General features: G+C 72.8%; 21 protein-coding genes. 6 read left to right on the forward strand and 15 right to left on the reverse strand.

Annotated elements, in window-relative coordinates:
* The first annotated feature begins 1 nt into the window (after position 1).
* Both ACFOY2_RS43510 and ACFOY2_RS43515 read left to right on the forward strand, forming a co-directional pair.
* Positions 2-139 carry a hypothetical protein gene (locus ACFOY2_RS43510; protein ID WP_379534005.1) on the forward strand — a complete coding sequence of 46 codons (138 nt, stop codon included), beginning with the start codon at positions 2-4 and terminating at the stop codon, positions 137-139.
* A complete protein-coding gene (locus ACFOY2_RS43515; protein WP_379534006.1) occupies positions 136-2,385 on the forward strand; it encodes a xanthine dehydrogenase family protein molybdopterin-binding subunit in 2,250 nt (749 codons plus the stop codon). Before ACFOY2_RS43510 ends, ACFOY2_RS43515 begins: the two co-directional genes overlap by 4 nt.
* 153 nt (positions 2,386-2,538) lie before the next feature.
* Here ACFOY2_RS43515 and ACFOY2_RS43520 read toward each other — a convergent pair whose 3' ends face one another.
* From ACFOY2_RS43520 to ACFOY2_RS43530, 3 genes are read right to left on the reverse strand one after another with little or no spacing between them, the layout of a single operon-like run.
* Positions 2,539-2,733, reverse strand: coding sequence for a ferredoxin (locus ACFOY2_RS43520; protein WP_379534007.1), 195 nt, complete (start codon positions 2,731-2,733; stop codon positions 2,539-2,541).
* 14 nt (positions 2,734-2,747) lie between these two features.
* Positions 2,748-3,767 carry a methyltransferase gene (locus ACFOY2_RS43525; protein WP_379534008.1) on the reverse strand — a complete coding sequence of 340 codons (1,020 nt, stop codon included), beginning with the start codon at positions 3,765-3,767 and terminating at the stop codon, positions 2,748-2,750.
* Positions 3,764-4,795 (reverse strand): methyltransferase, encoded by a 1,032-nt coding sequence (locus tag ACFOY2_RS43530; protein ID WP_379534009.1) that lies wholly within the window; start codon positions 4,793-4,795, stop codon positions 3,764-3,766. The genes ACFOY2_RS43525 and ACFOY2_RS43530 overlap by 4 nt, the downstream gene beginning before the upstream one ends.
* A gap of 88 nt (positions 4,796-4,883) precedes the next feature.
* On the opposite strand from ACFOY2_RS43530, the gene ACFOY2_RS43535 reads away from it, so the two are divergent.
* Positions 4,884-6,491 carry a (2,3-dihydroxybenzoyl)adenylate synthase gene (locus tag ACFOY2_RS43535; protein ID WP_379534010.1) on the forward strand — a complete coding sequence of 536 codons (1,608 nt, stop codon included), beginning with the start codon at positions 4,884-4,886 and terminating at the stop codon, positions 6,489-6,491.
* A 45-nt stretch (positions 6,492-6,536) separates the two neighbouring features.
* On the opposite strand, the gene ACFOY2_RS43540 is transcribed toward ACFOY2_RS43535, so the two are convergent.
* The 3 genes from ACFOY2_RS43540 to ACFOY2_RS43550 are packed head-to-tail and all read right to left on the reverse strand — an operon-like array spanning position 6,537 to position 9,585.
* Complete coding sequence (locus ACFOY2_RS43540; RefSeq protein WP_379534011.1) at positions 6,537-7,622, reverse strand: methyltransferase domain-containing protein; 1,086 nt, start codon at positions 7,620-7,622, stop codon at positions 6,537-6,539.
* Positions 7,619-7,921: an acyl carrier protein gene (locus tag ACFOY2_RS43545; RefSeq protein ID WP_379534012.1), complete on the reverse strand. Its 303-nt coding sequence runs from the start codon at positions 7,919-7,921 to the stop codon at positions 7,619-7,621. Before ACFOY2_RS43545 ends, ACFOY2_RS43540 begins: the two co-directional genes overlap by 4 nt.
* On the reverse strand, positions 7,918-9,585 hold the full coding sequence (locus ACFOY2_RS43550; RefSeq protein ID WP_379534013.1) for an AMP-binding protein: 1,668 nt from the start codon (positions 9,583-9,585) through the stop codon (positions 7,918-7,920). Before ACFOY2_RS43550 ends, ACFOY2_RS43545 begins: the two co-directional genes overlap by 4 nt.
* A gap of 103 nt (positions 9,586-9,688) precedes the next feature.
* Here ACFOY2_RS43550 and ACFOY2_RS43555 point away from each other — a divergent pair, with 103 nt between their 5' ends.
* Entirely contained in the window at positions 9,689-10,837 is a 1,149-nt protein-coding gene (locus ACFOY2_RS43555) for an acyl-CoA dehydrogenase family protein (RefSeq protein WP_379534014.1), read from the forward strand.
* Between the two features lie 36 nt (positions 10,838-10,873).
* Here ACFOY2_RS43555 and ACFOY2_RS43560 read toward each other — a convergent pair whose 3' ends face one another.
* The gene (locus ACFOY2_RS43560; RefSeq protein WP_379534015.1) at positions 10,874-12,229 is read right to left on the reverse strand and encodes an LLM class flavin-dependent oxidoreductase; all 1,356 of its coding nucleotides are present in this window, start codon (positions 12,227-12,229) and stop codon (positions 10,874-10,876) included.
* 87 nt (positions 12,230-12,316) lie between these two features.
* Between ACFOY2_RS43560 and ACFOY2_RS43565 the strand changes: the two genes are divergently transcribed.
* Positions 12,317-13,330 (forward strand): methyltransferase, encoded by a 1,014-nt coding sequence (locus tag ACFOY2_RS43565; RefSeq protein ID WP_379534016.1) that lies wholly within the window; start codon positions 12,317-12,319, stop codon positions 13,328-13,330.
* Between the two features lie 3 nt (positions 13,331-13,333).
* On the forward strand, positions 13,334-13,810 hold the full coding sequence (locus ACFOY2_RS43570) for a VOC family protein (protein ID WP_379534017.1): 477 nt from the start codon (positions 13,334-13,336) through the stop codon (positions 13,808-13,810).
* 25 nt (positions 13,811-13,835) lie between these two features.
* Here the strand turns inward: ACFOY2_RS43570 and ACFOY2_RS43575 are convergent, their stop codons facing one another.
* The 8 genes from ACFOY2_RS43575 to ACFOY2_RS43610 all read right to left on the reverse strand — a co-directional run.
* Positions 13,836-15,521, reverse strand: a complete 1,686-nt coding sequence (locus ACFOY2_RS43575; RefSeq protein ID WP_379534018.1) for a carbamoyltransferase family protein — start codon at positions 15,519-15,521, stop codon at positions 13,836-13,838.
* Positions 15,521-16,012 carry a (2Fe-2S)-binding protein gene (locus tag ACFOY2_RS43580; RefSeq protein WP_379534019.1) on the reverse strand — a complete coding sequence of 164 codons (492 nt, stop codon included), beginning with the start codon at positions 16,010-16,012 and terminating at the stop codon, positions 15,521-15,523. The genes ACFOY2_RS43575 and ACFOY2_RS43580 overlap by 1 nt, the downstream gene beginning before the upstream one ends.
* A gap of 120 nt (positions 16,013-16,132) precedes the next feature.
* Positions 16,133-16,945 (reverse strand): FAD binding domain-containing protein, encoded by an 813-nt coding sequence (locus ACFOY2_RS43585; RefSeq protein WP_379534020.1) that lies wholly within the window; start codon positions 16,943-16,945, stop codon positions 16,133-16,135.
* Positions 16,942-17,718 (reverse strand): thioesterase II family protein, encoded by a 777-nt coding sequence (locus tag ACFOY2_RS43590; RefSeq protein ID WP_379534021.1) that lies wholly within the window; start codon positions 17,716-17,718, stop codon positions 16,942-16,944. The genes ACFOY2_RS43585 and ACFOY2_RS43590 overlap by 4 nt, the downstream gene beginning before the upstream one ends.
* Positions 17,715-18,845, reverse strand: coding sequence for a Gfo/Idh/MocA family oxidoreductase (locus ACFOY2_RS43595; protein WP_379534022.1), 1,131 nt, complete (start codon positions 18,843-18,845; stop codon positions 17,715-17,717). Before ACFOY2_RS43595 ends, ACFOY2_RS43590 begins: the two co-directional genes overlap by 4 nt.
* Entirely contained in the window at positions 18,842-19,864 is a 1,023-nt protein-coding gene (locus tag ACFOY2_RS43600) for a saccharopine dehydrogenase NADP-binding domain-containing protein (protein WP_379534023.1), read from the reverse strand. The genes ACFOY2_RS43595 and ACFOY2_RS43600 overlap by 4 nt, the downstream gene beginning before the upstream one ends.
* On the reverse strand, positions 19,864-24,921 hold the full coding sequence (locus ACFOY2_RS43605; protein WP_379534024.1) for a non-ribosomal peptide synthetase: 5,058 nt from the start codon (positions 24,919-24,921) through the stop codon (positions 19,864-19,866). Before ACFOY2_RS43605 ends, ACFOY2_RS43600 begins: the two co-directional genes overlap by 1 nt.
* On the reverse strand, positions 24,921-26,056 hold a 1,136-nt coding region (locus ACFOY2_RS43610), incomplete at its 5' end, for a non-ribosomal peptide synthetase (protein ID WP_379534025.1). The genes ACFOY2_RS43610 and ACFOY2_RS43605, both read right to left, overlap by 1 nt.

Here is a 26,056-nt window from a genome sequence, read left to right on the forward strand (position 1 = left end):
CATGATCGGCCGTATCCTGCCTGACCGGGTCGCCGGCGCCTACCTGGGGGACTTCACCGCGGCGACGCCGCCGTCCCCGGCCGAGCTGCCCGACCTGCTGCTCACCGCCATCGTGATCCCACGGGAGGAAACCGCATGAGCCTCATCGGGCGGTCCAGGCCGCGCACCGAGGACGCCGCGCTGCTCACGACCGGCGGCCGCTACACCGGCGACCTGGAGGTGCCAGGCTGCCTGCACCTGGTCCTCGTCCGCTCGACGGTCGCCCACACCCGCCTGGGCGAGGTGCGGCCCGGCGCCGCCGCCGCGGCCGAGGGCGTGACCACCGTGCTCACCGCCGCCGACGTGCCGCTGCCGCCGATGCCGCCGGAGGTCGGCACCGTCCGCCAGGACATGCCGCAGCCGCTGCTCGCCGGCGACGTGGTGCGCTTCGCGGGCGAGCCCGTGGCCGCCGTCGTGGCCGGGAGCCGGGCGGCCGCCGTGGCCGCCGCACGGCTCGTCGAGGTGGACCACCAGCCGCTGCCCCCGCTCGTCGATCCCCGCGAGAGCCTGCGGGACGAGGCTCTCGTGCATCCCGAGGCGGGCACCAACACCGCGCTGAAGCTGACCTTCGGCCGCCCGCCCGGCCGCGCCGACATCTTCGCCGGATGCGAGGTCGTCGTGCGCCAGAGCATGGTCAACCAGCGCGTGGCGGCCTGCCCGCTGGAGGCCAGGGGCGGCGTGGCCGTCTGGGCGGACGACCGGCTCACCTACCACGCGGGAAGCCAGGCGCCGCATCTGTGGCGCGAGCGGCTGGCCGGCGCGCTCGGCCTGGACGAGTCCGCCGTGCGGGTCATCACCGGGGACGTGGGCGGCGCGTTCGGCTCCAAAGCCTTCCCCGGACCCGAGGACGTGCTGGTCTGCTGGGCCGCCATGGCTCTCGGCCGCCCGGTGCGCTGGCAGGAGACCCGTACGGAGAACGTGAGCCTGGGCGGTCACGGCCGCGCCCAGGTCCAGGAGGCGGAGCTGGGCGGCACCCGAGACGGGCAGGTGCTGGCCTACCGCCTGTCGGTCGTCCAGGACGCGGGCGCCTATCCCAGGATCGGCGCGGTGCTGCCGTTCTGGACCAGGACCATGCTGACGGGGCCGTATCTCATCGGCAAAGCCAAGTTCACCGCGGCCAGCGTCGTCACCACCACCCCGCCCGTCGGCTCCTACCGCGGCGCGGGCCAGCCCGAGGCGGTCGCCGCGCTGGAGCGGATGATGGACAGGTACGCGGCCGAGATCGGCATGGACCCGGCCGAGGTGCGCCGCCGCAACCTCATCCCGTCAGACCGCTTCCCCTTCACCACGCTCACCCGCGCCACCTACGACAGCGGCGACTACCACGAGGCGCTCGACCAGGTGCTCAACGAGGCGGACTACCCGGCGCTGCGCGCGGAGCAGCGGCGTAGGCGCGAAGCCGGCGGGCGGCTGCAGCTCGGCGTCGGCCTGTCGGTGTTCGCCGAGCTCACCGGCGCCGACATGCGCTCGGAACGGGCCGAGGTCACGCTCGAGCCCGGTGGCCGCTTCCTGGCGCGCGCCGGCACCTGCGGGCACGGCCAGGGGCACGCCACCGCGTGGGCGACGCTCGCCGCGGAGGTGCTCGGCGCCGATCCCGGCCTCATCGCCGTACGACAGGGCGATACGGACGCCATGGAGACAGGCGGCGGCACGGGGGGCTCGCGCTCCCTGCAGACCGGCGGGCTGGCCGTCAGGGAGGCGGCGCTCGCCCTGGTCGAGGAGGCCAAGGGCCGGGCGGCCAAGGTGCTGGGCGTGGGGCAGGACGAGGTGGCCTTCTCCGACGCCGTGTTCACCGGCCCGGACGGCGGCACGCTGGGGTGGGCCGAGCTTGCCGAGTCGGGTCCGCTCACCGTCGCCGCCACCTACCAGCCCACCTCGGGCACCTGCTCCTACGGCGCGCACCTGGCCGTGGTCGAGGTCGACGTGGAGACGGGTCACGTGCGGCTGGAGCGGGTCGTCGCGGTCGACGACGCGGGCGTGCTGGTCAACCCGTTGATCGCCGAAGGGCAGGTGCACGGCGGCCTGGCCCAGGGCGTGGCCCAGGCGCTGGTGGAGGAGGCCGGCTTCGACGCGCAGGGGCGGCCGCTGCACGCCGACCTGAGCGCGTACGCGTTCATCTCCGCCGCCGAGCTGCCCTCGTTCGAGACGGTCGCCATGCAGACCCCCGCACCGGGCAACCCGCTGGGCGTCAAGGGGATCGGCGAGTCCGGCGCGGTCGGGGTGCCGCCCGCCGTGCAGAACGCGGTCGTCGACGCGCTGGCGCACCTGGGCGTCACGCATGTGGACATGCCCGCCACTCCTCAGCGGGTGTGGCGGGCGATCCGGGAAGCGGTCAGCACGCGTTGATCGTCAGCGGGACGCGGGTGTAGCCGCGCAGGTCGGGGCGGAGGCGGCCCGGACCAGGAGGGCCGCCTCCGCCCCGATGCGCCGGTGCGGGTCGCGCAGGATCCGCCGGCTCATGGCGCGGCGCGGCAGCTCCCTGACCCTCGAACCTCGGCTTCATCGCTCTTCGAGCGACAACGCCTGCTTGGGGCATCGCCGCACCGCCGCGCGGACCCGGTCGGCGACGTCGCCGTCCACCTCCTCGACCAGGATGTGCACCCGATCGTCGTCTCTGATCTCGAACACCTCCGGCGCCAGGCCCTCGCACACCGAGTGACCCTCGCAGACCGACCGGTTCGGCACTACACGCACGGTCTCTTCCTCCTTCAGGAAGGCACGATCTCCAGAATCGGGAACATCAGCGTCGGCACGGTGCGCTCCAGGCGCAGCCCCGCCTCGGCCAGCAGGCCCTCGATGTGTTCCTGGGAGCGCGCGCCGCCGCCCACCATGCACAGCAGCAGCAGGTCGTAGAGCTTGCCGACGTCGAACTCGTTGCCCGTCCGCACGACGGGCTCGAGGATCAGCAGCCTGCTGTCCTGACGCATGGCCTTGCGCACGGCCCGCAGCAGGGCCAGGGCGTGCTCGTCGTCCCAGCCGTACAGGATCCGCTTGAGCAGGTAGCCGCCGGCGCCGGCGGGGATCTCCTCGAAGAAGCTGCCGCCGACGACCTCGCACCGCTCGCTCACGCCGTAGTCGGCGAGCCGTTCGTGCGCGCCCGCCACCACGTGCGGCAGGTCGAACACGGTCCCGCGCAGGCTCGGGATCTTGGCGAGGATGCCGCCGAGGAACGCGCCGTTGCCGCCGCCCACGTCCACCAGCGTGCGCAGGGCGGCCCAGTCGTAGGCGGGCAGCGAGGTACGCAGCTCCAGCCTCGTGGCGGCCTGCTGGGAGGCGTCGAACCTGGCGCTGTCGTCGGGATGGTCGGCCATGTACTCCCAGTAACCTCGGCCGTGCACGCCGTCGAAGGACGCCTGGCCGGTGCGGATGCTGTGGTCGAAGGCGGCCCACGCCTCGATGTCGGGGACCAGCAACGGATAGGCGGCGCGCAGCGAGACCGGGTGGTCGGAGCGCAGCGGCTGGGCCAGCGGCGTCAGGTCGAACACGCCCTGCTCGGTCTCGGTGAAGATGCCTTTGCAGGCCAGCGCGCGCAGGGCGCGGTGCAGTGAGGGCGCGTGGGTCCCCGTCGCCTCGGCCAGCTCCTCGACTGTGCGCGGCCCCTCGGCGAGGTGGTCGGCGACCCCCAGGTCGCAGATGGCTCTGATGGTGAACGGGATGATGTAGTCGGCCAGCTCAGTGAGCCGGAAGACGGACTGGATGTCGATGCGCGGGCGGGTCTTCACGGTCATCCCGTCGACTCTCTTCCTGTAGGGATTGCCTCAACGAGCGTGAGGGTCGGGGTCGGCACAACCCGGCGCAGGTCGAACCCCGCCTCGGCGAGCAGCGCGGCCAACTCCCGCCTGTCTCGGTGCCGGCCGCCGCTGACGACCAGGGTGTGCACGTCGACGAGCTTGGCCACATCGAACTTCTCGTCGTCGGCGATGACGGCCTCCAGCAGGACGAGCGTGCCCGTCGCCGGCATCGCGGCCCTGATGGTGCGCAGGATCGAGCGGGCCTGCGGGTCGGGCCAGCCGGGCAGCACGGTCTTGAGCACGTACAGGTCCGCACCCGCCGGCACCTGTTCGAAGAAGCTGCCTGGCACGATCTCGCACCGGTCGGCCACTCCGGCCTCGGCCAGCACGCCGGGCGCGGCGGCCACCACGTGCGGCAGGTCGAGCAGCACGCCGCGCAGGCCGTGGTGGCGGGCCAGCAGCCCCGCCAGGAACGCGCCGTTGCCGCCGCCCACGTCGACCACCGTGCGGGCGGCGCCCCAGTCGCGGGCCGAGGCGACGGTGCGCAGGTGGACGCGGTTGAGGCCGGCCATCCACGCGTCGACGGCGGCGCTCTGGTCCGGGTGGCGGCTCAGGTGGCTCCAGTAGTCCTCGCCGTACACGCGGTCGAAGGCGGCCCTGCCGTCGCGCAGGCACCAGTCGATCCTGGCCAGCGCGTTGATGTCGGCGGGCAGCAACGGATAGGCGGCACGCAGGGACAGCGGGTGGGCCGTCAGCAGCGGCTGGGCGAGCTGCGTCAGGCCGAACACGCCCGGCTCGGTCTCGGCGAAGACGCCTTCCCCTGCCAGCGCGCGCAGCAGCCGGTGCAGCGAAGGCGCGTGCGCGCCGGTGGCCTCGGCCAGGTCATCGACCGTGCGCGGCCCCTCGGCGAGGTGGTCGGCGACGCCCAGATCGCAGGCGACGCGGATGGCGAAGGGCACGACATAGTCGGCGAGCCTGGTCAGCTCGTGCAACGCGTCGAGATCGACGCCGGGCTCAACCGCCATGACACCCCGACTCGTATCTTGTCTTTAAATCCAAGATAACACTAGCTTGTACGTGTGAGACTTGTCATCGAGTATCTTCGGAGTCAGCATGCTCGAGGGATGTGTTCCGTGGCCTGACGAGGCCGCCGCCCGCTACCGGGCCGCGGGCTACTGGCGCGGCGAGGTGCTCGGCGACCTCACCGCCGACATCGCCAAGAGCGACCCCGCACGGGTGGCGATCGTGGCTGCGGGCCGCAGGCATACCTACGCCGAGCTGGACGAGCGCGCCTCGCGGCTGGCCGGCGGCCTGCACGCCCTGGGTGTGCGGCCGGGCGACAGAGTCGTGGTGCAGCTGCCGAACCGCTGGGAGTTCGTCGTCGTCTGCCTGGCGCTGTTCCGCCTGGGAGCCCCGCCGGTCCTCGCGCTTCCCGCGCACCGGCGCGCGGAGATCGCGTATCTGTGCGCGCACACGGACGCGGTCGCCTACATCTGCCAGGACACCCACCAGGGGTTCGACTTCCTCGGCCTGGCCGAGGACGTACGAGGCGAGGTGCCGGGGCTGCGGCACGTCCTGGTGGCGGGATCAGAAGGCGCGCAGCCCATGAAACCCGGCTTCCTGCCGCTCGGCGACATCGACGCGGAACCCGCCAGGCTCCCCGCGCCCGACCCCGGCGACGTGGCGTTCTTCCTGCTGTCGGGCGGCACGACCGGGCTGCCCAAACTGATCCCGCGCACCCACGACGACTACGCCTTCCAGATACGCGCCACCGCCGAGGCCATGGGGTTCGGCGAAGGCGACGTCTACCTGGCGGCGCTTCCCGTCGCGCACAACGCGGCGCTCGGCTGCCCGGGGGTGCTGGGCGCGCTGCGGGCCGGCGGCACCGCCGTACTGGCCGCGAGTCCCAGCCCCGACGAGGTGTTCCCGCTGATCGCCGCCGAGGGGGTGCGGCTGACCACGCTCATGCCCGCCTTCCTTCCCCTCTGGCTGGACCTGGCACCACTGTTCGAGGCGGACCTGTCGGGGCTGACGATCGAGGTGGGCGGAGCCAAGCTCAGGCCCGAGGTGGCCGAACGCATCCGCCCGGAGCTCGGCGCCACGCTCACCCACTGGTTCGGCATGGCCGAGGGGCTGCTCTGCTTCACCAGAGGTGACGATCCGCCGCACCTTCCCGTCCACACCCAGGGCCGTCCGCTCTGCGAGGACGACGAGCTGCGCGTCGTGGACGAGCAGGGCCGGGACGTCGCCCCCGGCGAGGCCGGCGAGCTGCTGGCACGTGGTCCGTGCGTGCTGCGCGGATACTACCGGGCGCCCGAGTACAACGCCCGCGCCTTCACACCGGACGGGTTCCTGCGGACCGGGGATGTGGTCCGCTTCGCCGAGACCGGAGAGCTGGTCGTGGAGGGGCGCATCAAGGACGTGGTCAACAGGGGCGGGGAGAAGGTGCCGGCCGAGGAGCTGGAGGAGCATCTGCTGGCGCACCCGGCGGTCCGCGACGCCGCCGTCATCGCGGTCCCCGACCCGAGGCTGGGCGAGAAGACGTGCGCGGTGCTGGTGACCGCCGGGACCCGGCCGGATCTGGCCGAGCTGCGCGCGTTCGTGGCCGGGCGCGGGGTGGCCGAGTACAAGCAGCCGGACCAGGTGCGCTACGTGGACGTGCTGCCCAGGACCGGGGTGGGCAAGGTCGACAAGGTCGCTCTTCGTTCGGCGACGGGGTAGCCGTGCCTCCGCCTGGTCGCCGGGCCGGCGACCAGGCGGACCTCGTCAGCCGGTCAGCCGGTACATGCGGTGGAAACGGTCGCCGATCGGCACCTCGACGGCGTCGGCGAACCCGGCCGCGACGGCCAGGTCGCGGACCGCCTCGGGGCGCAGCACCGTCCCCGGCCCTCCCTGACCGGGCCCCAGCTGCGAGACCGGCAGGCAGTGCAGGACGCTGGTGGCGTACTGGAAACGCTCGATCTCGTCCGCGGGCGCGGTGAAGTGGGGCGCGACCTTGGCGTCGAGCACCAGCACCTCGCCCTCCTCCGCGCGCAGCGCGCGGCAGGCCCTCAGGACCTCGACCGGCCGGGTCATTTCGTGCAGCGTGTCGAACAGGCACACCAGGTCGTATTCGCCGTCCGCGTGCGCCGCGTCCTGGGCACGGAAGACGACCCTGTCGGCCACCCCTGCCCCTTCGGCGTTGGCGCCCGCCGCCGCAATCGTCTCCTTGTCCAGGTCGAAGCCGTCCACCTGGGCCCACGGGTAGGCGCGGGCGATCGCGATGGCCGCCCACCCGGCGCCGCACCCCAGGTCCGCCACCCGGCTCGGGCCGCCACGCAGCCGGGCCGAGACGTCGGGCAGCGCGGAGCGGAACCAGCCGGGCAGCGCGTGCATGAACAACGCCCGGTTGGCCCCTGAGTGTCCCTCGCGCCAGTCCTGGCCGTACGCGTCGTCGCCCAGCCCCGCACCGGTGCGATAGGCCTCCAGCAGGCCGGGCAGCGCCGCCGCGACCCCGCCGAGCGGCAGCATCGTGAGCGACACCATCGACAGCGGGCTGTCCGAGGCGAGCAGCACCTCGGCGTGATCAGCAGGCAGGGTGTACACGCGCAGGGACGCCTCCGCCTCGTCGCTGACGTCGAGGAAGCCCGCGACCGCCTGCTGTTCCAGCCACTCGCGGGCGTAGCGCGCCCCGATCCCGGCGCGTCGCGCCAGCTCCTCGGCGGTCGCGGGGCACTCGGCAAGGGCGCTGTAGAGCCCGAGCCGCACACCCAGGTAGCCGGCCAGCAGCTCCTGGGTGTGCAGCATGGCCATGAACAGCCGCAGGTTCAGCGCCCTCCCGCGCCCGCTCTGAGCCGGTGACGAGGCCGTCATCCGGCCAGCGCGCCGCGCTCACGCAGGGAGGACACGACGTGCCCGCCCACGGCCTCGATGGTGGTGATCCGACGCGCGGTCTCCTCGTCGATGGGCTGCAGGTCGAACTCGTCCTCAAGGGTGAAGGCGAGCTCCAGCAACGCGAGCGAGTGAAAGCCGAGGTCCTCGACGAGTCGCGCGCCGCCGTCCGTGGCCGCCTGCCCTGGAGAGGGGGCGAGCTCCAGGATGATTTCGCAGACGTAGGCGCGCACTTCCTCTTCGGAGCGGCCGGGGGCGGTGGTGGTCGACTGTTCGGTCATGATGTGCCTCCTGTGATCACGGTTCCCTGCAGGCGGTCGTTGACAAAGGCCTGCCAGAGCTGGCGACGCTTCGGTTTTCCGCTGGAGGTCCTGGCGATCGACCCGCGCGGGACGGACACCAGCACGACCTCGGCCCCTTCCGCATGCCGAGGGAGCAACTCCAGCGCGGACTCAACCCAGCCCTGTTGTGCTTGCTCGAAGACGGCGACCACGGTGGCGGCGCCCGACCTGTGGCCGAGCAGTGCGGCCATCCGGTGCGGAGGGACTCCCGCGTGGTGCATGGTCAGCTCGAGATCCTCGGCGAACAGCGACCTGCCGCGCAGCTTGAGGCTGTCGCCGAGCCTGCCGAGCACGTACAGCTGGCCCTCGTGCAGGAAGCCGATGTCTCCCGTGCGCAGCCTGCCGTCCTCGATCGAGGTGGACGAGCCGCTCTGGCCGGTCACATACCCTCTGGCCACCGACTCGCCGCTGACGACGATCTCCCCGACCACGCCGTCGTCGAGTGCTTCGCCGTCCTCGTCCTGCACGGTGACGCTCACGCCGGCCATCGGCGTGCCGCACCCGATGACCGGCTGGCGCGCGTCGCCGGGGCCTGCGGGCTCGGCGGGCTTCTCGGCCCGGCCGCCGAGCCGGAGCTGCGACGTCTGCACGTGCAGCGTGGTCCACGCATCGTCCAGGCCGAGCCCCGTGACCGCGAGCGTGCCCTCCGCCAGCCCGTAGGCGGGCAGCACGGCCCTTCGCTTGAACCCGCACGGCTCGAGCAACCGGCAGAACCGCTTGAGCACCTGGTCGTCGACCCGCTCGGCGCCGACGATGACGGCGCGCAGCCGCGACAGGTCGAGCCCGTCCAGGGCCTGCGGCCTGACCCTCCTGGCAAGGTAGCCGAGGCCGAAGTTGGGCATCGAGGTGAGCACGGCGCCGCCCGCGTCGAAGCAGCGCAGGAACCTGGCGGGGTCGCGGATGAACTCTTCCGGCGGCATCTGCCGCAGGTCGCTGCCGTTGACCACCGGGGTGATCAGGCAGCCGATCAGCCCCATGTCGTGGTGCACGGGCAGCCAGGTCGCGGTGGCGTCGTCCCTGGTCATGCGGAGCCAGGAGCGGATGGCGGCCACGTTGGCGGCCAGCGCGCCGTACGGCACGAGGACGCCGCGCGCGTGGCCGCTCGACCCCGAGGTGAATTGCAGCAGCGCCAGCTCGCCCGGGTCGCGGATCGCGGGCGCCCCTTCGCCGGCCGCGATCACCTCCTCGGTGGGCAGCACGGGCACGTCGCCGACGATCTCGGCGATCCGCTCGACGAGGCCGGCGTCGGCCACGACGAGCGCGGGCCGCGCGGTGCGTACTAGCCCGGACACATGCGCGCGGTAGAGCTCGCGGTCCTGGAAGGTCATCGGGGGCGCGATGGGCGAGGCGGCCGCGCCGGCCAGCATGGCGCCGAAGAGCGTGCCGACGAAGTGCGGTCCTGCCCCCTGGACGATCGAGACCACCTGGCCGCGGCGCACACCCCGGGCGCGCAGCCCGGCCGCCACGCCCCCGGCCAGCGTCGCGAGCCTGTCGTAGGGCCAATGGTCCCATCCGTCGCCGCGAGCGAAGTCTATGCCGCGTGCCGGGTCGGGATCGGTGATCCAGTCGAGCAGCGACGCCTGGGCTTGCTTCTCGGTCAGCATGTGTCTCGCTCTCCGCATCAAAAAACAACATGCAAGGCTTACCGAATATGCTGAGAAGATACTAGCCTGAAATCAAGATACTAGACCCTCTGGGGAGCCTACGGTGAACGAGACCCTGTCCAGAGCCGTCGAGCTGGCACCCGTCATCGGCAAGCGCGCGGCGGAGATCGAGCAGGCCGGACGGGTGCCGTCCGACCTGGTCGGCCAGCTCGCCGAGGCGGGCTGCCTGCGCATGCTCGTCCCCGCACGGCATGGCGGCGAGGAGTTGCCTCTCACGCAGGCGTTGCGCGTGATCGAGGAGCTCGCCCGCGCGGACGGCTCGACCGGCTGGCTGGCAGGCCAGGTGGGTCTGGCCCATCTGATCTTCGCGTGCTTCCCCGAGCAGGCCCAGCAGGAGATCTACGCCGGCGGCCCCGACGTGATGGGGGCAGGTGCGGTCGCGCCGAAGGGGCGGGCGACCGCGGACGGCCACGGGTGGCGGGTCAACGGGCGCTGGCCGTTCGTGACCGGCGCGCCCCAGGCCGCGTGGATCTATCTCAACTGCCTGGTCGTCGAGGGCCGCACCCCGCAGGTCGACGCGCGCGGCGTGCCGCGGACCAGGATGACGCTCATCCCCGCCGCCGAGCTCGAGGTGATCGACACCTGGGACGTGCTGGGCCTGCGCGGCACGGCCAGCCACGACGTCCAGGCCGGCGCGGTCGCATGCCCCGCCTGGCGGGGCTTCAGCCTGGACAGCGAGGCGCCGCAGGCCCAGCGGGCCGTCTTCTCCATCGCCCAGGCCGGACTGCTCATCGCCGCGGTGGACGTGGGGATCGCGCAGGGCGCGCTCGACGAGGTGATCGAGCTGGCCGTGACCGGTCGGCGCCGCGCGTTCGCGCGCAGGTCGATGGCCTCCTCACCGGGGTTCCAGGACCGCCTGGGCGAGGCGCACATGGCCGTGCGGGCGGCCAGGGCGCTGCTGCACCGTGAGGCCGACACGGCGTGGTCGTCCGCCGCCGCGGGCCGGGTGGCCGCGCCCGTCGAGCGGGCGTGCCTGCGTGCCACCGCGGCCCAGGTGACCGAGCTGGCCGCGCAGGCCGTACGCGCCGCGCACGGGCTGGCCGGCGGTTCGGCCGTGTACAGCAGCTCGCCGCTGCAGCGCCGGCTGCGCGACATCCACACGGCCACCCAGCACTTCGTCAACGGCCGCGACTTCTACGGCACGGTAGGCGCGCTGCTGGTCGGCGAGGAGGTCGAGCCCTCGAGCTTCTGACCGGAGCCAGAAGGGCCCGAGGGCTCGCCGCGGCGGTCAGGCCGGCAGGCACTGCGCTGATCGCACGCCCGCGCCGTAGTACCGCTCGCGCAGCGTCTCCTCCTGCGGGTCGTAGGCCGTGCGGAACAGTCCGCGCCGCTGCAGCTCGGGAATCAGCAGCCGGCAGATGTCGTCGATGCCCTGCGTGGTCGGGCAGGGCATCAGGTTGAACCCGTCCACGTCCGCCCTCTCCAGCCACTCCTCCATCCGGTCCGCCACCTCCTCGACGGTGCCGAACAGCGTGACCGGGCTGTTCCTGCGCGGCCGTCTGGCCGTGGCCACCAGGTAGCGGACGTCGTCCACGGTCCACTCCTTGTCCGGCCCGAGCCGCTTGAGGAAGCCGACGAAGCTCTGGCTGCCCTGGCCGGCGATCTCCGAGACGGGCGTCTCGCCGGGGTAGGCGGCCAGGTCCACGTCCATCCAGCCGCACCACTTGGCCAGCTGCCCCTCCCCGCTCCACAGCCGTACGTACTCCTCCGCGCGCCGCCTGGCCTCCTCACGCGTGCCAGCCACCATCACCATCGACCCCTGCAGCGCCTTGACCGAGCGCGGGTCGCGGCCCAGCTCGGCGGCCTTGGCGCGCAGCTGGGCGACCTGCTCGGCGCCGCGCGCCGGATCGGGCAGCGTGAGGAAGACCACCTCGGCGTGCGTGGCGGCGAACTCGAGCCCCCGCGCCGACGCCCCCGCCTGGTACAGCACCGGCGTGCGTTGCGGCGACGGCTCGCACTGGTGCGGCCCGCGCACGTCGAACCAGCGGCCCCGGTGCGCGATCTCGTGCACCAGGCCGGGGTCGGCGAACATGTCGGCTTCGGCGTCCATGACCACCGCGCCGTCCTGCCAGCTGCGCTCCCACAGCGCCCTGGCCACAGCCACGTACTCGTCGGCGCGGTCGTAGCGCTTGTCGTGATCGAGAAAGTCGCCGAGCCCGTTCTCGGTCGCGGAACGCAGATACGAGGTCACGATGTTCCACCCGATCCTGCCGCCGGTCAGGTGGTCGAGTGAGCTGAACAACCGCGCGCACTCGTAGGGCGGGTGATAGGTGGTGGAGTAGGTCACGGCGAATCCGAGGCGCCGGGTCACGGCGGCCAGAGCGGGGATGACCAGCACCGGGTCGATGGAGGGGATCTGCACGGCCTGCCGCACGGCAGGCCGCCACGACCCCTGGTAGACGTCGTAGACGCCGTGGATGTCGGCGAAGAACAGCGCGTCCACGCAGGCCGCCTCGAGCTGCCTGGCCACGCCCGTCCAATAGTCGAGCGACCGGTAGCCGGTCGCCGTGCGGTCGGCGGGATGCCGCCAGAACCCCTTGAACTGGGGAGAGGGGGAGCACTGCGTGAAAACATTCAGGTGCATACCGGAACGCTACGCCCAAAGCTATCTTCTATTCAAAGCTTCTCGTATCTTGATAGCAGTGTTGTGTCTTCGAGGAGAGGCGGCGGAGTGGTCACGCGTCCACGCATCGACATCCAGGCGGTCACCGAACTGACGGAGCTCGCCGACTACATCGTGCCGTTCGCCATCAGGGTGGTGTGCGATTTCTCGGTCGCCGACGAGCTGACCGAAGGGCCGCGATCAGTCGAGGAGCTGGCCAAGGCGACGGGAACGCATGCGCCCACGCTGCTGCGCGTGCTGCGGGCGCTGGCCGGACGTGGGATCTTCGCCGAGGTGTCGCCGGAGGTCTTCGAGCTGACGCCGATGGCCGAGCCGTTGCGTTCTGACCATCCGTTCTCGGTCAGGGAGTGTTTTCCCCTCATGCCGCCGGACATCCGGTCCTGGGCGCGGCTGAGCGACAGCATCCGCACGGGCCGCACCTCCTTCGACGACCTGCACGACCGGCCGTACTACGACTGGATGGCCGCCCACCCCTACGAGTGCGTGCGGTTCGAACGGTCGGCGGAGAGCGTGAACCCGCTGGTGCTGCGGACGCTGGTGCCCGCCGTGGACTGGTCGGGCATCGGCACGCTGGTCGACGTGGGGGGTGGGCACGGCACCTTCCTCGCGGGGCTGCTGCGCAGGCTGCCGGAGATGCGGGCCGTGCTGCTGGACCTGCCGCACGTGGTCACCGAGGTGCCGCAGGTCCTGGACAGGGCCGGGGTGAGCGGGCGCTGCGAGGTGGTGGGCGGCGACTTCCTGCGCGCCGTTCCCGAGGGCGGCGACGCCTACCTGCTGAAGACCGTCCTGCACGACTGGGACGACGAGCGGGCGGCGCTGATCCTGCGCAACGTGCGGGCCGCGATGCGCGAGGACAGCCGTGTGCTGGTGGTCGAGTCGATCCGCGAAAGCGGCGACGGCTACGACGTGGGGAAGATCATGGATGTCAAGGCGCTGGCCCTGTTCGGCGGGCACACCAGGACGCAGGCCGAGTTCAGGTCGCTGTTCGAGGCCGCCGGGCTGCGCATGGCCGGGGTGAGCAGGACGCCGACCATGTCGGTGATCGAGGCGGGGGCGCGCTGAGCCATGCCGCGACTCGATGGACGCACCCACATCAACCTGACCGTGACCGACCTGGAGGCGAGCACCGACTGGTACTGCAAGGTGTTCGAGATGGTGCAGGTCAACGACGTGACCCCGCCGGAGTCGGGGTTCCGCTTCCGCACCCTGCTGCATCCGGCCTCGTTCGCCTCCGTCGTGCTCGGGCGGCCCGAGCACGGCATCGACGGCGACGCCTTCTCCGAGGGGCGGGTGGGACTGCACCACCTGGCCTACCACGTGCCCGAGCGCGAGGAGCTCGAGCTGTGGGTGAAGCACCTGGACGAGCAGGGCGTCGCCCACTCGGGCGTCACCGATTCCGCGCACGAGGCGGGCTCGCAGATCTGGCTGCGCGACCCGGACGACATCTGGCTGGAGTTCTACTGGGTCAACCGCGACTTCTTCGCCGACCGGCTGCGCCGGCAGTGGCGGGCCGCCAGGAAGTCCGGCGCCCGCCCCTGGTGAGCGGGCCGCCGGGAGCCCCCGGTGGTCAGGGCAGATCGCCCTCGCTGCGCACCACCACGCTCTCGCCCAGCACCAGCAGGTCCAGCTCCTTGCCGCGCAGGAACGTGGAGACCGCGTCGGCCGCGGAGTTCACGATCGGCTCCCCCGCGAGGTTGAACGAGGTGTTCACCACGGCGGGCACCCCGGTGGCCTGGCGGAACCGCTCGATCAGGGCCCAGTAGGCCGGGTTGGTGGCGCGGTGGACGGTCTGCGGCCGCGCTGATCCGTCCACGTGCGTGACGGCGGGCACGCTCGTCCACGCCTCCCGGCGTACCGGGGCGGCGGCGAGCATGAACCGTGAGGGATCCATGAGGGGGCCCTCGATCAGGGTGCCTGCGTGCTCGGCGAGGATGCTCGGCGCCACTGGGCGCCACATCTCCCGCCCCTTGATGACGTTGAGCCTCTCCAGGTTCCTGCGATCGCGTGGGTCGGCCAGGATGCTGCGGGTGCCCAGTGCCCGCTGCCCGATCTCGCCCCGCCCGCGCGCCCAGGCCACCACGTCGCCGGCGGCGATGCGGCCCGCCACGAACGCGGCCAGTTCCGGCAGCTCCAGCCGCTTGGCGAACAGCCCCGCCTCCGCCACGGCCGCGTCCGTGGAGGCGGGCGTGACGTCCTGGCCCCAGTAGGCGTGGTCGATGAGCGTGGGCTCGAACCGCTCGCCCTCCCTGGCCACGACCAGCGCGGCGCCGAGCGAGACGCCCGCGTCGGTGGGGACGGGCGGCACATAGATAGAGTCATACAGGCCGCTGCGGACGAGCCTGCCGACCATCGTGCAGTTCATCGCCACGCCGCCGGACAGCGTCAGCACGGGGCTGTCCACCCGGCGTCGCAGCTCGGCGGCCAGTTCGAGGACCGCCTCCTCCAGGGCCTGCTGAACGCTCGCCGCGAAGTCGGCGTAGGCGATCGGCTCCTCGCCCTCCCGCTCGGCGAAGGGGAAGACCCGGGCGAAGGCGGGCTTCACCGCCTCGGCGACCATCGGGTAGTAGGCGAGCAGCGGTCCCGCGGCCGAGTTGCGCACGCCGACCTTCTTGGCGGCCTCGTCGTGGAGCAGCTCGTAGCCGCCCTGCTCGGCCCGCAGCGGCATGCCGGGCCCCGGCCTGCCGTACGCGGCCAGCCCCATGAGCTTGCCCGTGCCCCAGTAGCCGAGTCCGGCCCATTCGGCCGCGGCGTTGTAGAAGAAGCCGAGCGACTGCGTCACCGGCCACTCGCGCAGGATCGAGATCTCGCCGTCGAGCGCGCTGCCGATCGAGGTGGCCTGGCTCTCCCCCGCCCCGTCGATCACCAGCACGGCAGCGTCAGGCACGCCCGCGCTGTAGTAGGCGCTGGCCGCGTGCGCCACGTGGTGCGGGATCCATCGCACCGGGGGCATCTCCAGCCCTTCCGCGTCAGGGAACAGCATGGCGCGCAGGCCCTCGGGGCTGAAACGTTTGTTGCGGCCGAGCGGCAACGCGCGGAAGTCCCACCCGATCGCGACCGCGTCCAGGTCCTGCGGGCCGATGCCTTCGTGCGCGAGGCACGCGGCGACCGCCTGCGCGGGCGGCTGCCCGACGGCGTGCTTCCTGCGGCTCAGCCGCTCCTGCTCGATCAGCGCGCACAACGCCCCGTCGCGCAGCAGCGCCGCGGAGGAATCGTGAAAGCCGATGTTCACTCCCAGAACGTAGCCCGTGGGCATCACGCTTCCCCTTCCTGGCCCGCGGCCAGCACGGCGCGGATGATGTTGTGGTAGCCGGTGCACCGGCACAGGTTTCCGCGCAGCCCCTCGCGAGCCTGCTCCTCGCTCAGGCCCGGGTGCTCACGCAGCAGCGACACGGCCGCCAGGACCATGCCGGGCGAGCAGTAGCCGCACTGCACGGCGTGGTGCCGGCGGAAGCACCGCTGCACCGGATGCAGTTCGTCGCCGGTCGCCAGCCCCTCGGCGGTGACGACGTCGCGCCCGTCCGCCTGTGCGGCCAGCACCGTGCACGACTTGACCGATCGGCCGTCGAGCAGGACCGTGCAGGCGCCGCACGAGGTGGTGTCGCAGCCGGAGTTGGCCGCCTTCAGTCCGAGCGCGTCACGCAGGTAGTCGAGCAGCGTGGTGCCGGCCCCGACGTCGGCTGCCGCGCGGGCGCCGTTGACGGTGGCCCGCACGGTAAGCGTGGTCCGGCCAGGCGGAAAGGTCATGAACCCTCCTTCGTCGGGCCCATGTTTCCCAGCTCACTGATGACCTCGACAAGCTCGGTCACGCCGCCTCCTTCGTCGGCCCCGTGATTCCTTGCTCACTGATGACCTCGACAAGCTCGGTCATGGCGGCACTCCGATCTCTTCCAGTGCCCGCCGTGCCAGGACGCGGGCGAGGTGGCGGCGGTAGTCGGGGGCGGCGCGCGGGTCGGACGGCGGCGCGGTGCCGGCGTCGGCGAGTTCGGCGGCCGCGTGCGCGCCCAGCCCCCGGGCCAGCGCCTCCTCCACGGCCGGCGCCCGCATGACCGCCGGACCCATGCCGGACAACGCCACGCGCGTCGGCCCGGTGCCGGACCCGGCCGGGTCCGACGTGACCGCGACCACCCCGACGATCGCCCAGTCCAGCGCGTTCCTGCTGAACTTCTGGTAGCTCCAGGCGGCGGACGGCACGGGCACCAGGACCTCGACCACCAGTTCGCCGGCTTCGAGCCGTAGCGCGTCGAGGCCTGCGGTGCGGCGCCCGCGCGGGCCCTCGATCACGGCCTGCGCGTCCAGCGCGAGCCCCGCCACGGCCAGGTCGGCCGCCGGGTCGGCGTTGGCCAGGGAGCCGCCGATGGTCCCCATGTGGCGTACCTGGGGGTCGGCGATCGCGGCCGCGGCGGCTCGCAGGGCGGGTGCCCTGGCCGCCAGTAGTTGCGAGCCGGCCAGCTCGTGGTGCCTGGTGGCCGCGCCGATCGCGATGGTGTCGCCCCGGTCCTCCAGGTGGCGCAGCTCGGCCAGGTGGCCGATGTCGAGCAGCGTCGCCGCCGTCGTGCGCCCGGATCTGAGCGCGGGCAGCAGGGACTGGCCGCCCGCGAGCGGCGTGATCCGGTCCGGGTGCCCGGCCAGGAGGCCGAGCGCCTCGGCCAGGTTCTCCGCACGGTGGTAGGCGATCACGGTCCCGCCCCCCATCCGCGTGACAGCGGGCCGAGCAGCGCGCCGACCACGCGGGACTCGCCCGGGACCAGGTAGAAGTGGCCACCGGGGAAGACGATGCGGCGGAAGGAGTCGCAGGTCCACTCGGCCCAGGCCTCTGCCTCGTCGAGCGTGACCTCAGGGTCGTCGTCGCCGGTGAAGGCCAGCGTCGGCACCGGCAGTGGATCGGGCGGCCCTGGCGTGTACGTCTCCGCGGCCTCGTAGTCGGCGCGCAGCACGGGCAGCGCCAGCTCCTTGATCGGGTCGCTGTCGAGCACCTCGTTGCCGGTGCCGCCGAGCCTGCCGAGCTCCGCCCAGAGCGTGTCATCGTCGGCCAGGTGGACGGCGCTGTCGCGGAGCCGATGCGGCGCGGGCCGCCCCGACACCGCCAGGGCCGCCGGGGGCAGCCCCTGCGCGGTGAGCCTTCTGGCCGTCTCGTGGGCGACCGACGCGCCGAGGCTGTGCCCGAAGAGCGCGACGGGCCCGATGCGGGCCAACGGGGCGACGGCCGCGGCCGCTCGGCCGGCCATCTCGTCCATCCGCCGGATCAGCGGCTCCGATGCGCGGTCCATCCGCCCTGGGTACTGGACGGCCAGCAGCTCCACCTCGCCGGGCAGCCGGGCCGCCCACGAGCGGTAGAAGGCCGCGTTGCCGCCCGCGTGCGGGAAGCACACGAGCCGGATCCTGGCCGACGGCCTGGGCTGGTAGCAGCGCAGCCAGTCCTGTCCGGGCGTGGCGCGGGTCTGGATTTTCATGCCGCCCCCTCCGCCGCCGCGCCCAGCTCCTTGACCTCGTGCGGGCCGAGCATCTTTGGGGCGGTGGCGCGTACCAGCTCGGGCGGGCCGAGCAACGCGGTGAGCTCCTGCCACAGCGTGCAGAGCGTCAGGTGGTATTGGCCCGAGGGCAGGGGTGAATCGCCCGCCTCGGCCGCCCGCGCCAGGCGGCCGAGGGCGTGCTCGATGCCCTCAGGCCACACGGTGTCGAAGATCCTGCGGTAGCTGGGGGCCTGCGCCGGGCCCAGGGGCATCGCGCTCGGCACGTCGAGGTGGTCCTCTCCGCCCTGCCGGGCGAAGTGCACGATGCCCGACTCCGCCGTCTGGACCTCGCGGGGGAAGTCGGGCCGCGGGCTCCACACGATGGGGCCGTGCGTGCTGACCAGGGTGAGGTTCCCCGCCTCGGTGCCGATGGTGATCCGGTGCAGGAGGTGCGCGTAATTGTCGGGGTCGGCGGGGTCGAGCTGGTTCTGCACCCTGAGTGTGGCCGGGATGCCGCCCAGCACCCCGTCCAGGCTGACGAACGGCATGTCGAGCGAGGTCAGCCCGGTCATCGCGGCGCCCCGCCCGGCGGGCCGGGTGAACGCCCACGGGCGCACCCCGCCGAGCGCCTGCCCGAGGATGTCCAGAAGGGCGTAGGCGACCTGGAAGCCGGTGGCGGCGTCCACGTACCGAACCTGTCTCCTGGCCCGCAGCTCGGCGGCGGCGGCGAGGAAGCGGCGCACGGGCGCGGTGTTGGCGTAGAAGGAGTTGAGGTGGTAGACGACGCCGTTGGCCGCGGCGGTGCGCAGGCATTCCGCCAGCTCGTCGCGGTGGAGCGGGTGCTCCTGCAGCACGTGGATGCCGCGCTCCATGAGCTGCCTGGCGATCTGCGCGCCCGGCCCGCCGAGCAGGCCGCCGCGGATGACCACGCAGGCCAGCCGCACGTCCGCGGGCACCTGGCCGGGATCGGTGTAGAGGGGGACGCCGTAGTGCTCCGCGCAGGCGCGCGAGCGTTCGCTGCCCCTGGCCAGGATCCCGGCCAGCTCGTACGGGCTGCCAGGGCGGCGCAACCCCTCCAGGTAGACCTGCCCGAACTTGGTCCCCGCCACCAGGACGCGGGTTTTCACAGCGTGCCCTCCTCCTCTGCCGCCTCGCCGGCCAGCACGTGCAGGCCGATGACGGCCGGGCCGGCGGCAAGGCGGCTGACCGCCCATTGCGGATCGAGTGCCTGCGGCAGGTGCCAGACGCCGGGCGGCACCAGGCCGTCCAGCACCGCGATCACGGCCGTGGCGGCCGCCGCGCCGCTCAGCGCTCCTGCTCCGGTGGCGCGGCAGACGAGCCGCCTGCCGTCGCCTGATTCGAACACCATGAGCTGGTAGCGCTGCCGGCCGAAGCTGTCGAGCTCGGCCGCCGCGCACAGTCCCGCGGCGTCCTCGCCCCTGCTCAGCGCCGCCACCACGTGGGGACCCGTGAACACCGAGTACCAGTCGACCTCGGCCGCGCCGAGCCGCTCGGCCAGGCGCTCGGTCTCCGTGCTCAGGTACGGCACGGCGGTGACGGTCCCGGGGAAGCCGGGGATCCGCGCGTCGCGCAGCGTGCCTAGCGCGATCTTGCCTCCCGCCCGCCACGCGACCCCGCTGCGGCCGTACCCGCCGGCGGTGGCGGCGAGGTAGTCGCGCGCGGCGACCGGCGTGAAGGTGTCGCAGCCGCCGACGTAACCGGTGAGCCGGGCGCACGGGCCCAGCAGCATCGGGAGCAGCCCGGACAACCCCGGCATCATGCCCGCCGACAGCACGGCGGGGCGGCTCCCCGTCCACGGCAGCGCGGTCAGCGCGGCGTGCAGCGGGTCGTCGCCGGCGGCGTCCACGTAGGCGGCGCCCGCGGCCTGCGCCGCTTCGGCCACCCTGGCCCCCACCGTGAGGGCGGGTCCGGCGCAGTTGAGCACCACATCGCTGCCGGCGCAGAAGGCGGCCAGCGAGCGTGCGTCGGTGACGTCCACGGTCATCGGCTCCGCGCCCGCCTTCTCGGCCAGCGCCTGGGTCCTGTGCGGATCGCGGCCCCCGACACGCAGGTCCGCGCCGCCCAGTTCGGCGACGGCGCAGGCGCCCACCTCTCCGTAGGCGCCGACGACGGCGACGCGGCCCATCAGCCGCCCTCGCCGTCGAGCGCCCGCCCGAGCGCGGCGGCGCTCGCGTCCTCGGTCTCGAACACCTGGAATCGGCCCAGGCAGACGCGCTCCCACCAGTCGGCCATGTCCGGCCCGCCGGGAGTGCGGATCACGGTGATGTCGGTGGCGCACGGGTCGGCGGGCCCGTCGTCGGCGAGCGGATCGGTCAGGGTGAGGCCCGTCAGCTCGACGCCGCTCTCGGCAAGCTGCCTGGCCAGGTGGAGCGCGAGCGCGCCGCCGCTGCCATAGCCGACCACCCGGTACGATCCCTGCCTCGGCACCTCGGCGACCACATCGGCGACCAGCCGGTCGCGCAGCAGATGGGCGGGCAGGTCGCGATGCCTGGCCAGGAGCTCACCCGACACGCCGAACACGGTTCCGCGCTCCCGCAGCGCCCTGAGCAGGCGCGGATGGCCGACGAAGGAGCCCGTGGCGTCGTGCGCCAGCAGGTAGCGCCGCTCACCCGTGCCACCGAGCGGCACCAGCACGGGCTCGCCTTCCGGCTGCTCGGCGAGCGCGTCCGGCTCGGCGGGCAGGGCCGAGTCCTGCCCGGTCAGGTAGGCGGCCAGCGCCGCCACCTGCGGATTCTCCAGAACGTTGCGCAGCAGCTCGTCGAAGAAGACCTCGGCGGCCTCGGGGATCTCCTCGATGATCCGCGCTCCGAGCCTGGCCGCCTGCAGCGAGTCGCCGCCGAGGGCGAAGAAGTCGTGGTCGCGTGCCACGTGCTCGACGCCGAGCACCTCGCCCCAGATCGCGGCCAGCCGCCGCTCCAGGCCGGTCCTCGGCGCCTCTCCCGCCACCGCCGGGGCGCTCCCCCCGCGGTCCGCCCAGCGGTTCAGCGCCGACCTGTCCAGTTTGCCGCTGCTGTTGTACGGCAGCGCGTCCACGACCTGGATCGCCGGCGGAATCATGTAGTCGGGCAGCCGGGCGGCCAGATGTTCGCGCAGTTCGGCCGGGTCGAGCGGAGTCCTGCCGGCCTTGACTCTGGCGGCGAAGGCGCGGATGCCCACCTCGGCCATCGCCTCGGACGGGCCGGGCAGGCACAGCACCGGCTCGGCCCCCGCCTGCTCCAGCATCGCGGTCCACTGTTCGGCGTCCAGGAATGTGGCGTCCGTCCCGCGTCGCAGGTCGGCGAAGTCGCCCAGGCTCTGGTCGAGCCGGACCAGCAGTTCGAGCGAGGCCATGATCTGGTAGTGGTCGCGGGTCATCTCGACGAAGACGATCCAGCCGCCCGGCTTGAGCACCTGGGTAAGGTTGGCCAGGGTGGCGCCGATGTCGCGGGTCGCGTGCAGCACGTCGCCGGCGACGACCAGGTCGACGCTGTTGGGCGCCAGCCCTTGGGAGCGCAGGTCGACGTCCAGGTCGAGCGGCGCGTAACCGACGTCGGTCCGGTGGCCGAAGCGCCGCCGCGCTTCGTCGAGGAAGAACGGGGACAGATCGGTGCAGAGGTAGTCGACGGGGATGCCGTCGAGCCGGTCGAGCACTTCGGCGGTGGTGCCGCCCGCTCCGGCTCCGACCTCGAGCACGCGGGCCGTTCCCCGGTGGCCTTCCAGCAGTCCGCGTACGGTGGCGGCAGCCATCCGGCCTGCCCACCGGTTGAACAGCGTGCCGGAATAGAGCCGGTCGGAGACGTCGAAGCGGCCCTCGGGGAACAGCAGCTTGGCCGGATCCTCGACGTCCCTCAGCAGGTCGGGCAGGCGTTGCGCGGAGGTGCGGAAGTAGCCGAGCAGCTCGGCGTCGTCCTGCCCGGCGGCCGCGGCCAGGGCCGCCACCGGTCGCCACGCCTTGGCCTGTTCGTGCTGGTCGACTGTCCTGCGGAGCTGGTAGCGGCCGCCCGTGCTCAACCCGAGCACGCCTTCCGCGGTCAGGGCGCGCAGGAAGCGGCGGACCAGCCGCCGGTGCCTGGGGGCCACGCCGAGCCTGGCGTTGATCTCGTCAAGGGTGTGAATGTCGCCGGGCCCGGTGAACAACCCGCTGTGGCGGAACGCGTCGAGCATGACGAGCAGGCCCGCCTCGTCCAGCTTGCGGAGGAATGCCAGGTAGGCGGGGACGTTCAGCCCTTCAAGGATCTCGGCTCCCGCCCGGGCCGCGCGGCCGGCCAGGTCGTTCCCGTCGGGCAGTGGCGGCGGCTCCCGCCTGGCCTGCTCGGCGAAGGCGGCCAGGCGGCGCTGGGCCGGCTGGTCGCCGTGGGCGATGACCGCGCATCCGGCCACGCCGGGGTGGGTGCCGAGCGCCGTCTCGATCTCGGCCAGCTCGATGCGGTGGCCGCGGATCTTGACCTGGAAGTCCTGCCTGCCGAGGAATTCGATCGTCCCGTCGGGCAGATAGCGGCCCAGGTCCCCGGTGCGGTAGAGGCGGTCTCCCGTGGCCGGCTCGGTGATGAACCGCTCGGCGGTCCGCTCGCCGTCGTGCAGGTAGCCCTCGGCCAGTCCGATCCCGCCGATGTAGAGCTCGCCGGTCACCCAGTCGGGGTTCGGGCGCAGTGCGGCGTCCATGACGTGGAAGGTCTGGTTGGCCAGCGGCACGCCGTACGGGATGCTGCGCCAGGCGGGATCGACCTGGCCGATCGGGTGGTAGATGGACCAGATGGCCGCCTCCGTCGCGCCGCCGAGGCTGATCACCCGCAGGCCGGGCAGCCCGCCGCGGATCTGGTCGGGCAGCGGGACGGGGATCCAGTCTCCGCTCAGCAGGGCCAGGCGCAGCGTCGGCAGGTCCACCTCGGGAGCGGCGCGCAGGTAGTCGGCGAGCATCTGGAGCTGGGCGGGCACCGAGTTCCACAGGGTGATGCCGTGGTCGGCGACCAGCTCGGCCCAGTGGACCGGATCGCCTCGGCCATCCTGTGCCGGCAGCACGAGCGCGGCGCCCGCGGCGGGCGGGCCGAAGATGTCGTAGACCGACAGGTCGAAGCCGAGACTGGCCAGGCCGAGCACGCGATCGTTCTGGCCGACCTCGAAGCGCTGGTTGATGTCGGCGACGGTGTTGAGCGCCGCCCGGTGGCTGACCATCACGCCTTTGGGCGTGCCGGTGGAGCCCGAGGTGTGGATGACGTAGGCGAGCGCGTCCTGGCTCGTCGGGGACGGCGGCAGCACGCCGGGCAGCGTGCCCGCCAGGTCGTCGACGGCGACGGCGCGGCAGGTCCGCGGCCACTCCTGGCCGGCCAGGGCCGCCTCGGTGAGGACCAGGCGGCAGCCGGCGGACGTCAGGATCTGGTCACGCCTGGCGGGTGGCTGGTCGACGTCGACGGGCACGTACGCGGCTCCGGCCATCAGCGTGCCGAGGACGGCGACGATCTGGCGCCAGCCCTTGCCCGCCACGACGGCGACGAGGTCTCCCGGCGCGCAGCCGCTCCGCACCAGCTCTTGGGCGACGCCGTCCGCCCTGGTGACCAGCTCCCGGTAGGTGAGCGTGCGGTCGGCGGCGATGACGGCGGCCTCGTCGGGGCTGTGCAGCGCCCTGGCCAGGAGGGGTTCGTGCAGCAGCCCGGCGGGCACGGGTGCGACGGTGTCGTTGACCCGCTCGCGGCGGGCGCGCTGCGCCTGCGGCAGCGGCACCGGCGAGACCTCGTCCCAGGCGTCGTCGGCGGTGGCCAGGCGGCGCAGCAGCCGTTCGTAGGCGGCGAACATGTCCTCGACGACGCCGTCGGGGAAGACGCCTTCGCGCACGTCCCAGTTGGTGACCAGAGTGCCGCCGTGCTCGATGTTCTGGCAGTCGATCCAGACCTGTGGTGTCTGGCTGATGCCGTAGCCGGGGTGGGCGAACCCCTCGCGCGCCTTTCCCTCGTCCAGGCCGATCGCGCTGGTGAACACGACCGGCATGATCGCCGCCGCGCTGCCGCGTCTGCGGGCCAGCTCGCGCACGACCTGGACGCCTGAGCAGAGGCGATGGTCGAGGTCTGTCCAGAGCGCGGCCTGCAGGTTCTTGGCGCGGGCGTGGAAGGCCAGGCTGCCGTCCGGCTCGACGGCGAGCAGGTTGACCGAGGTGAAGTCGCCGACCAGCTCGTTGACCTGCGGGTGCAGCGGCATGCGGTTGAGCAGCGTGATGTCGAGGGTGAAGCGGGGCCGGCCGCTCCACCGCCCGATGACCTCGGCGTAGGCGGCCAGCACCGCGACGGACGGGGTGACGCCGTTCGCGCCCGCGCGACGGCGCAGTGCGGCCCATTCCTCCTCCGCCAGCTTCAGCTCGTACCGGGCGAACCTGGGCGGCGCGGATTCGGCGTCCGCGTTGAGCGGCAGCTCGGGGGCCGGCGGCAGCTCGTCCAGGCGGTCCAGCCAGTAGCCGCGGTCGCGCTCGGCGAGCGGGCCGGAGCGGGCCGCCCCCTCGGCCTGCAGGTAGTCACGGAAGGTGATCTCCAGAGGTGGCGGCTCCCGGTCCGGATGGTGGTAGGCGGTGTGCAGTTCGTCGAGCAGGACGCGGATGCTGACGAAGTCGCAGATGAGGAAGTCGATGGAGAAGTGCAGGAGCGCCTTGCCGGGGGCGCGGGTGACGCGCAAGGTGAACAGCGGCCACACGTCGGGCCGGTAGACGCGGTGGCTGAGCTCGGCTCTGGTGTAGGCGACGGCCTTGTCGAAGCCCGCCTCGTCCGCCTCGTCCACGTCGATGCGGTATTCGGGCACCTCGGGCAGCACCCGCTGGGCGCCTTCCTGCTCGATGACCGCGCGAAGCATGTCGTGCCTGGCGATCAGCCGCCGCCAGGCCGCCTCGAGCCTTTTCACGTCGAGGCCGGGCAGTTCGATCTCGCCGTAGCCGTGGCATCCGACGCCGCCGTAGGCGAACGTCTCACGCCGTCCGATCAGGTAGGCGGCCTGCACGTCGGTGACGGGGAAGGGGTCGTGGCGCTGTTCGGGGTGCGCGACCGCGACGGGACCGCGCAGCTCTTCCAGTACGGCCTCGCGGCGCGCGGTGAGCGCGGCCTTGCGCTCCTGCGTCATCACGCCGCTGGGGGCGCGGAAGCGCAGCCTGCCGTCCTCCTCCCACAGCTGGACTCCGGCTGCGGCGAGTTCGTCGATCAGTTTCCTGGCGGACCCGTCCCGGTCCATCACAGCACGCCCTCCTCGTAGTGTTCGCCCTGTTCCTCGACGGCGGCGGCCAGGTCGGCCACGGTCGGCCGGTCGAACAGCAGGCGTAGCGGCACCTCGGCTCCGTAACGGGCGCGGACCTGCCCGATCATGCGGGTGGCGGTGATGCTGTCGCCGCCGAGCGCGAAGAAGCTCTGCGTACGGCCACGCACCGGGCAGTCGAGCAGGTCGCTCCAGAGCTCGGCCAGTTCGCTCTCGATGCCTTCGCGTGGTGGTTCGTCGGCCGTGTCCGCTGCGGTGCCGTCGAGCATGCGGCCGAGCTCGTCGCGGTCGATCTTGCCGTTGCCGGACAGCGGGAACGACTCCAGCACCAGCATCTGATCGGGCACCATGTAACCGGGCAGCCGCTCACGCAGGAACTCCTCCACCCCCGCCGGCAGCCCGTCCCCGGCCACCACCGCGGCGGCCAACCGCCCGCCGACCGCCACCGCCACCGCGTCCCGAACCCCCGGGAAAGCGGCCAACGCCGCCTCCACCTCGCCCAACTCGATCCGATGCCCCCGGATCTTCACCTGGAAATCGGCCCGGCCCAGGAACTCCAACGTCCCATCCGGCCAATACCGGCCCAGATCCCCAGTCCGATACCAGCGCGTCCCTCCCACCGACACGAACCGCTCAGCCGTCCGCTCCGGATCCCCCCGATATCCCTCGGCCACGCCCGCGCCACCGATCCACAACTCACCGACCACCCAATCCGGGCAATCCCGGCCCCGGGCATCCACCACCCGGAACAACTGATTGCGCAACGGCCGCCCATACGGAATCGACCGCCAATGCGGCGGCACTTCGTCTACTTCGTGGAAGTTGGACCAGATGGCGGCTTCGGTGGCGCCGCCCAGCGCGATGAGGCGCGCGCCGGGGACCAGGGCGACCAGGCGGTCGCGCAGGTCGAGGCCGACCCAGTCGCCGGAGACCATGGCGACTTTGAGCGTGGCCAGGTCGTCGGGGCCCGCGTTGACGAGCAGCATGTCGAGCAGGGCCGGGACGGTGTTCCATACGGTGACGCCGTGGCGGCGGGTGAGATCCAGCCACGCGTCGGCATCGCGGCGCTGATCCTCCTCGACCAACACCACCGCACCACCCACCCCCAGCAAAC

The organism is Nonomuraea purpurea (assembly GCF_042650645.1).
GTDB lineage: Bacteria > Actinomycetota > Actinomycetes > Streptosporangiales > Streptosporangiaceae > Nonomuraea > Nonomuraea purpurea.

What these genes read in the sequence shown, in the direction of transcription:
- ACFOY2_RS43550 (WP_379534013.1), bottom strand. Translation starts at nt 9,585, where the DNA reads ATGCTGACCGAGAAGCAAGCCCAGGCGTCGCTGCTCGACTGGATCACC.
- ACFOY2_RS43530 (WP_379534009.1), bottom strand. Translation starts at nt 4,795, where the DNA reads ATGGCGGTTGAGCCCGGCGTCGATCTCGACGCGTTGCACGAGCTGACC.
- ACFOY2_RS43560 (WP_379534015.1), bottom strand. Translation starts at nt 12,229, where the DNA reads ATGCACCTGAATGTTTTCACGCAGTGCTCCCCCTCTCCCCAGTTCAAG.
- ACFOY2_RS43540 (WP_379534011.1), bottom strand. Translation starts at nt 7,622, where the DNA reads ATGACGGCCTCGTCACCGGCTCAGAGCGGGCGCGGGAGGGCGCTGAAC.
- ACFOY2_RS43575 (WP_379534018.1), bottom strand. Translation starts at nt 15,521, where the DNA reads ATGCCCACGGGCTACGTTCTGGGAGTGAACATCGGCTTTCACGATTCC.
- ACFOY2_RS43545 (WP_379534012.1), bottom strand. Translation starts at nt 7,921, where the DNA reads ATGACCGAACAGTCGACCACCACCGCCCCCGGCCGCTCCGAAGAGGAA.
- ACFOY2_RS43515 (WP_379534006.1), top strand. Translation starts at nt 136, where the DNA reads ATGAGCCTCATCGGGCGGTCCAGGCCGCGCACCGAGGACGCCGCGCTG.
- ACFOY2_RS43605 (WP_379534024.1), bottom strand. Translation starts at nt 24,921, where the DNA reads ATGGACCGGGACGGGTCCGCCAGGAAACTGATCGACGAACTCGCCGCA.
- ACFOY2_RS43590 (WP_379534021.1), bottom strand. Translation starts at nt 17,718, where the DNA reads ATGAAAATCCAGACCCGCGCCACGCCCGGACAGGACTGGCTGCGCTGC.
- ACFOY2_RS43570 (WP_379534017.1), top strand. Translation starts at nt 13,334, where the DNA reads ATGCCGCGACTCGATGGACGCACCCACATCAACCTGACCGTGACCGAC.
- ACFOY2_RS43580 (WP_379534019.1), bottom strand. Translation starts at nt 16,012, where the DNA reads ATGACCTTTCCGCCTGGCCGGACCACGCTTACCGTGCGGGCCACCGTC.
- ACFOY2_RS43510 (WP_379534005.1), top strand. Translation starts at nt 2, where the DNA reads ATGATCGGCCGTATCCTGCCTGACCGGGTCGCCGGCGCCTACCTGGGG.
- ACFOY2_RS43600 (WP_379534023.1), bottom strand. Translation starts at nt 19,864, where the DNA reads ATGGGCCGCGTCGCCGTCGTCGGCGCCTACGGAGAGGTGGGCGCCTGC.
- ACFOY2_RS43535 (WP_379534010.1), top strand. Translation starts at nt 4,884, where the DNA reads ATGCTCGAGGGATGTGTTCCGTGGCCTGACGAGGCCGCCGCCCGCTAC.
- ACFOY2_RS43525 (WP_379534008.1), bottom strand. Translation starts at nt 3,767, where the DNA reads ATGACCGTGAAGACCCGCCCGCGCATCGACATCCAGTCCGTCTTCCGG.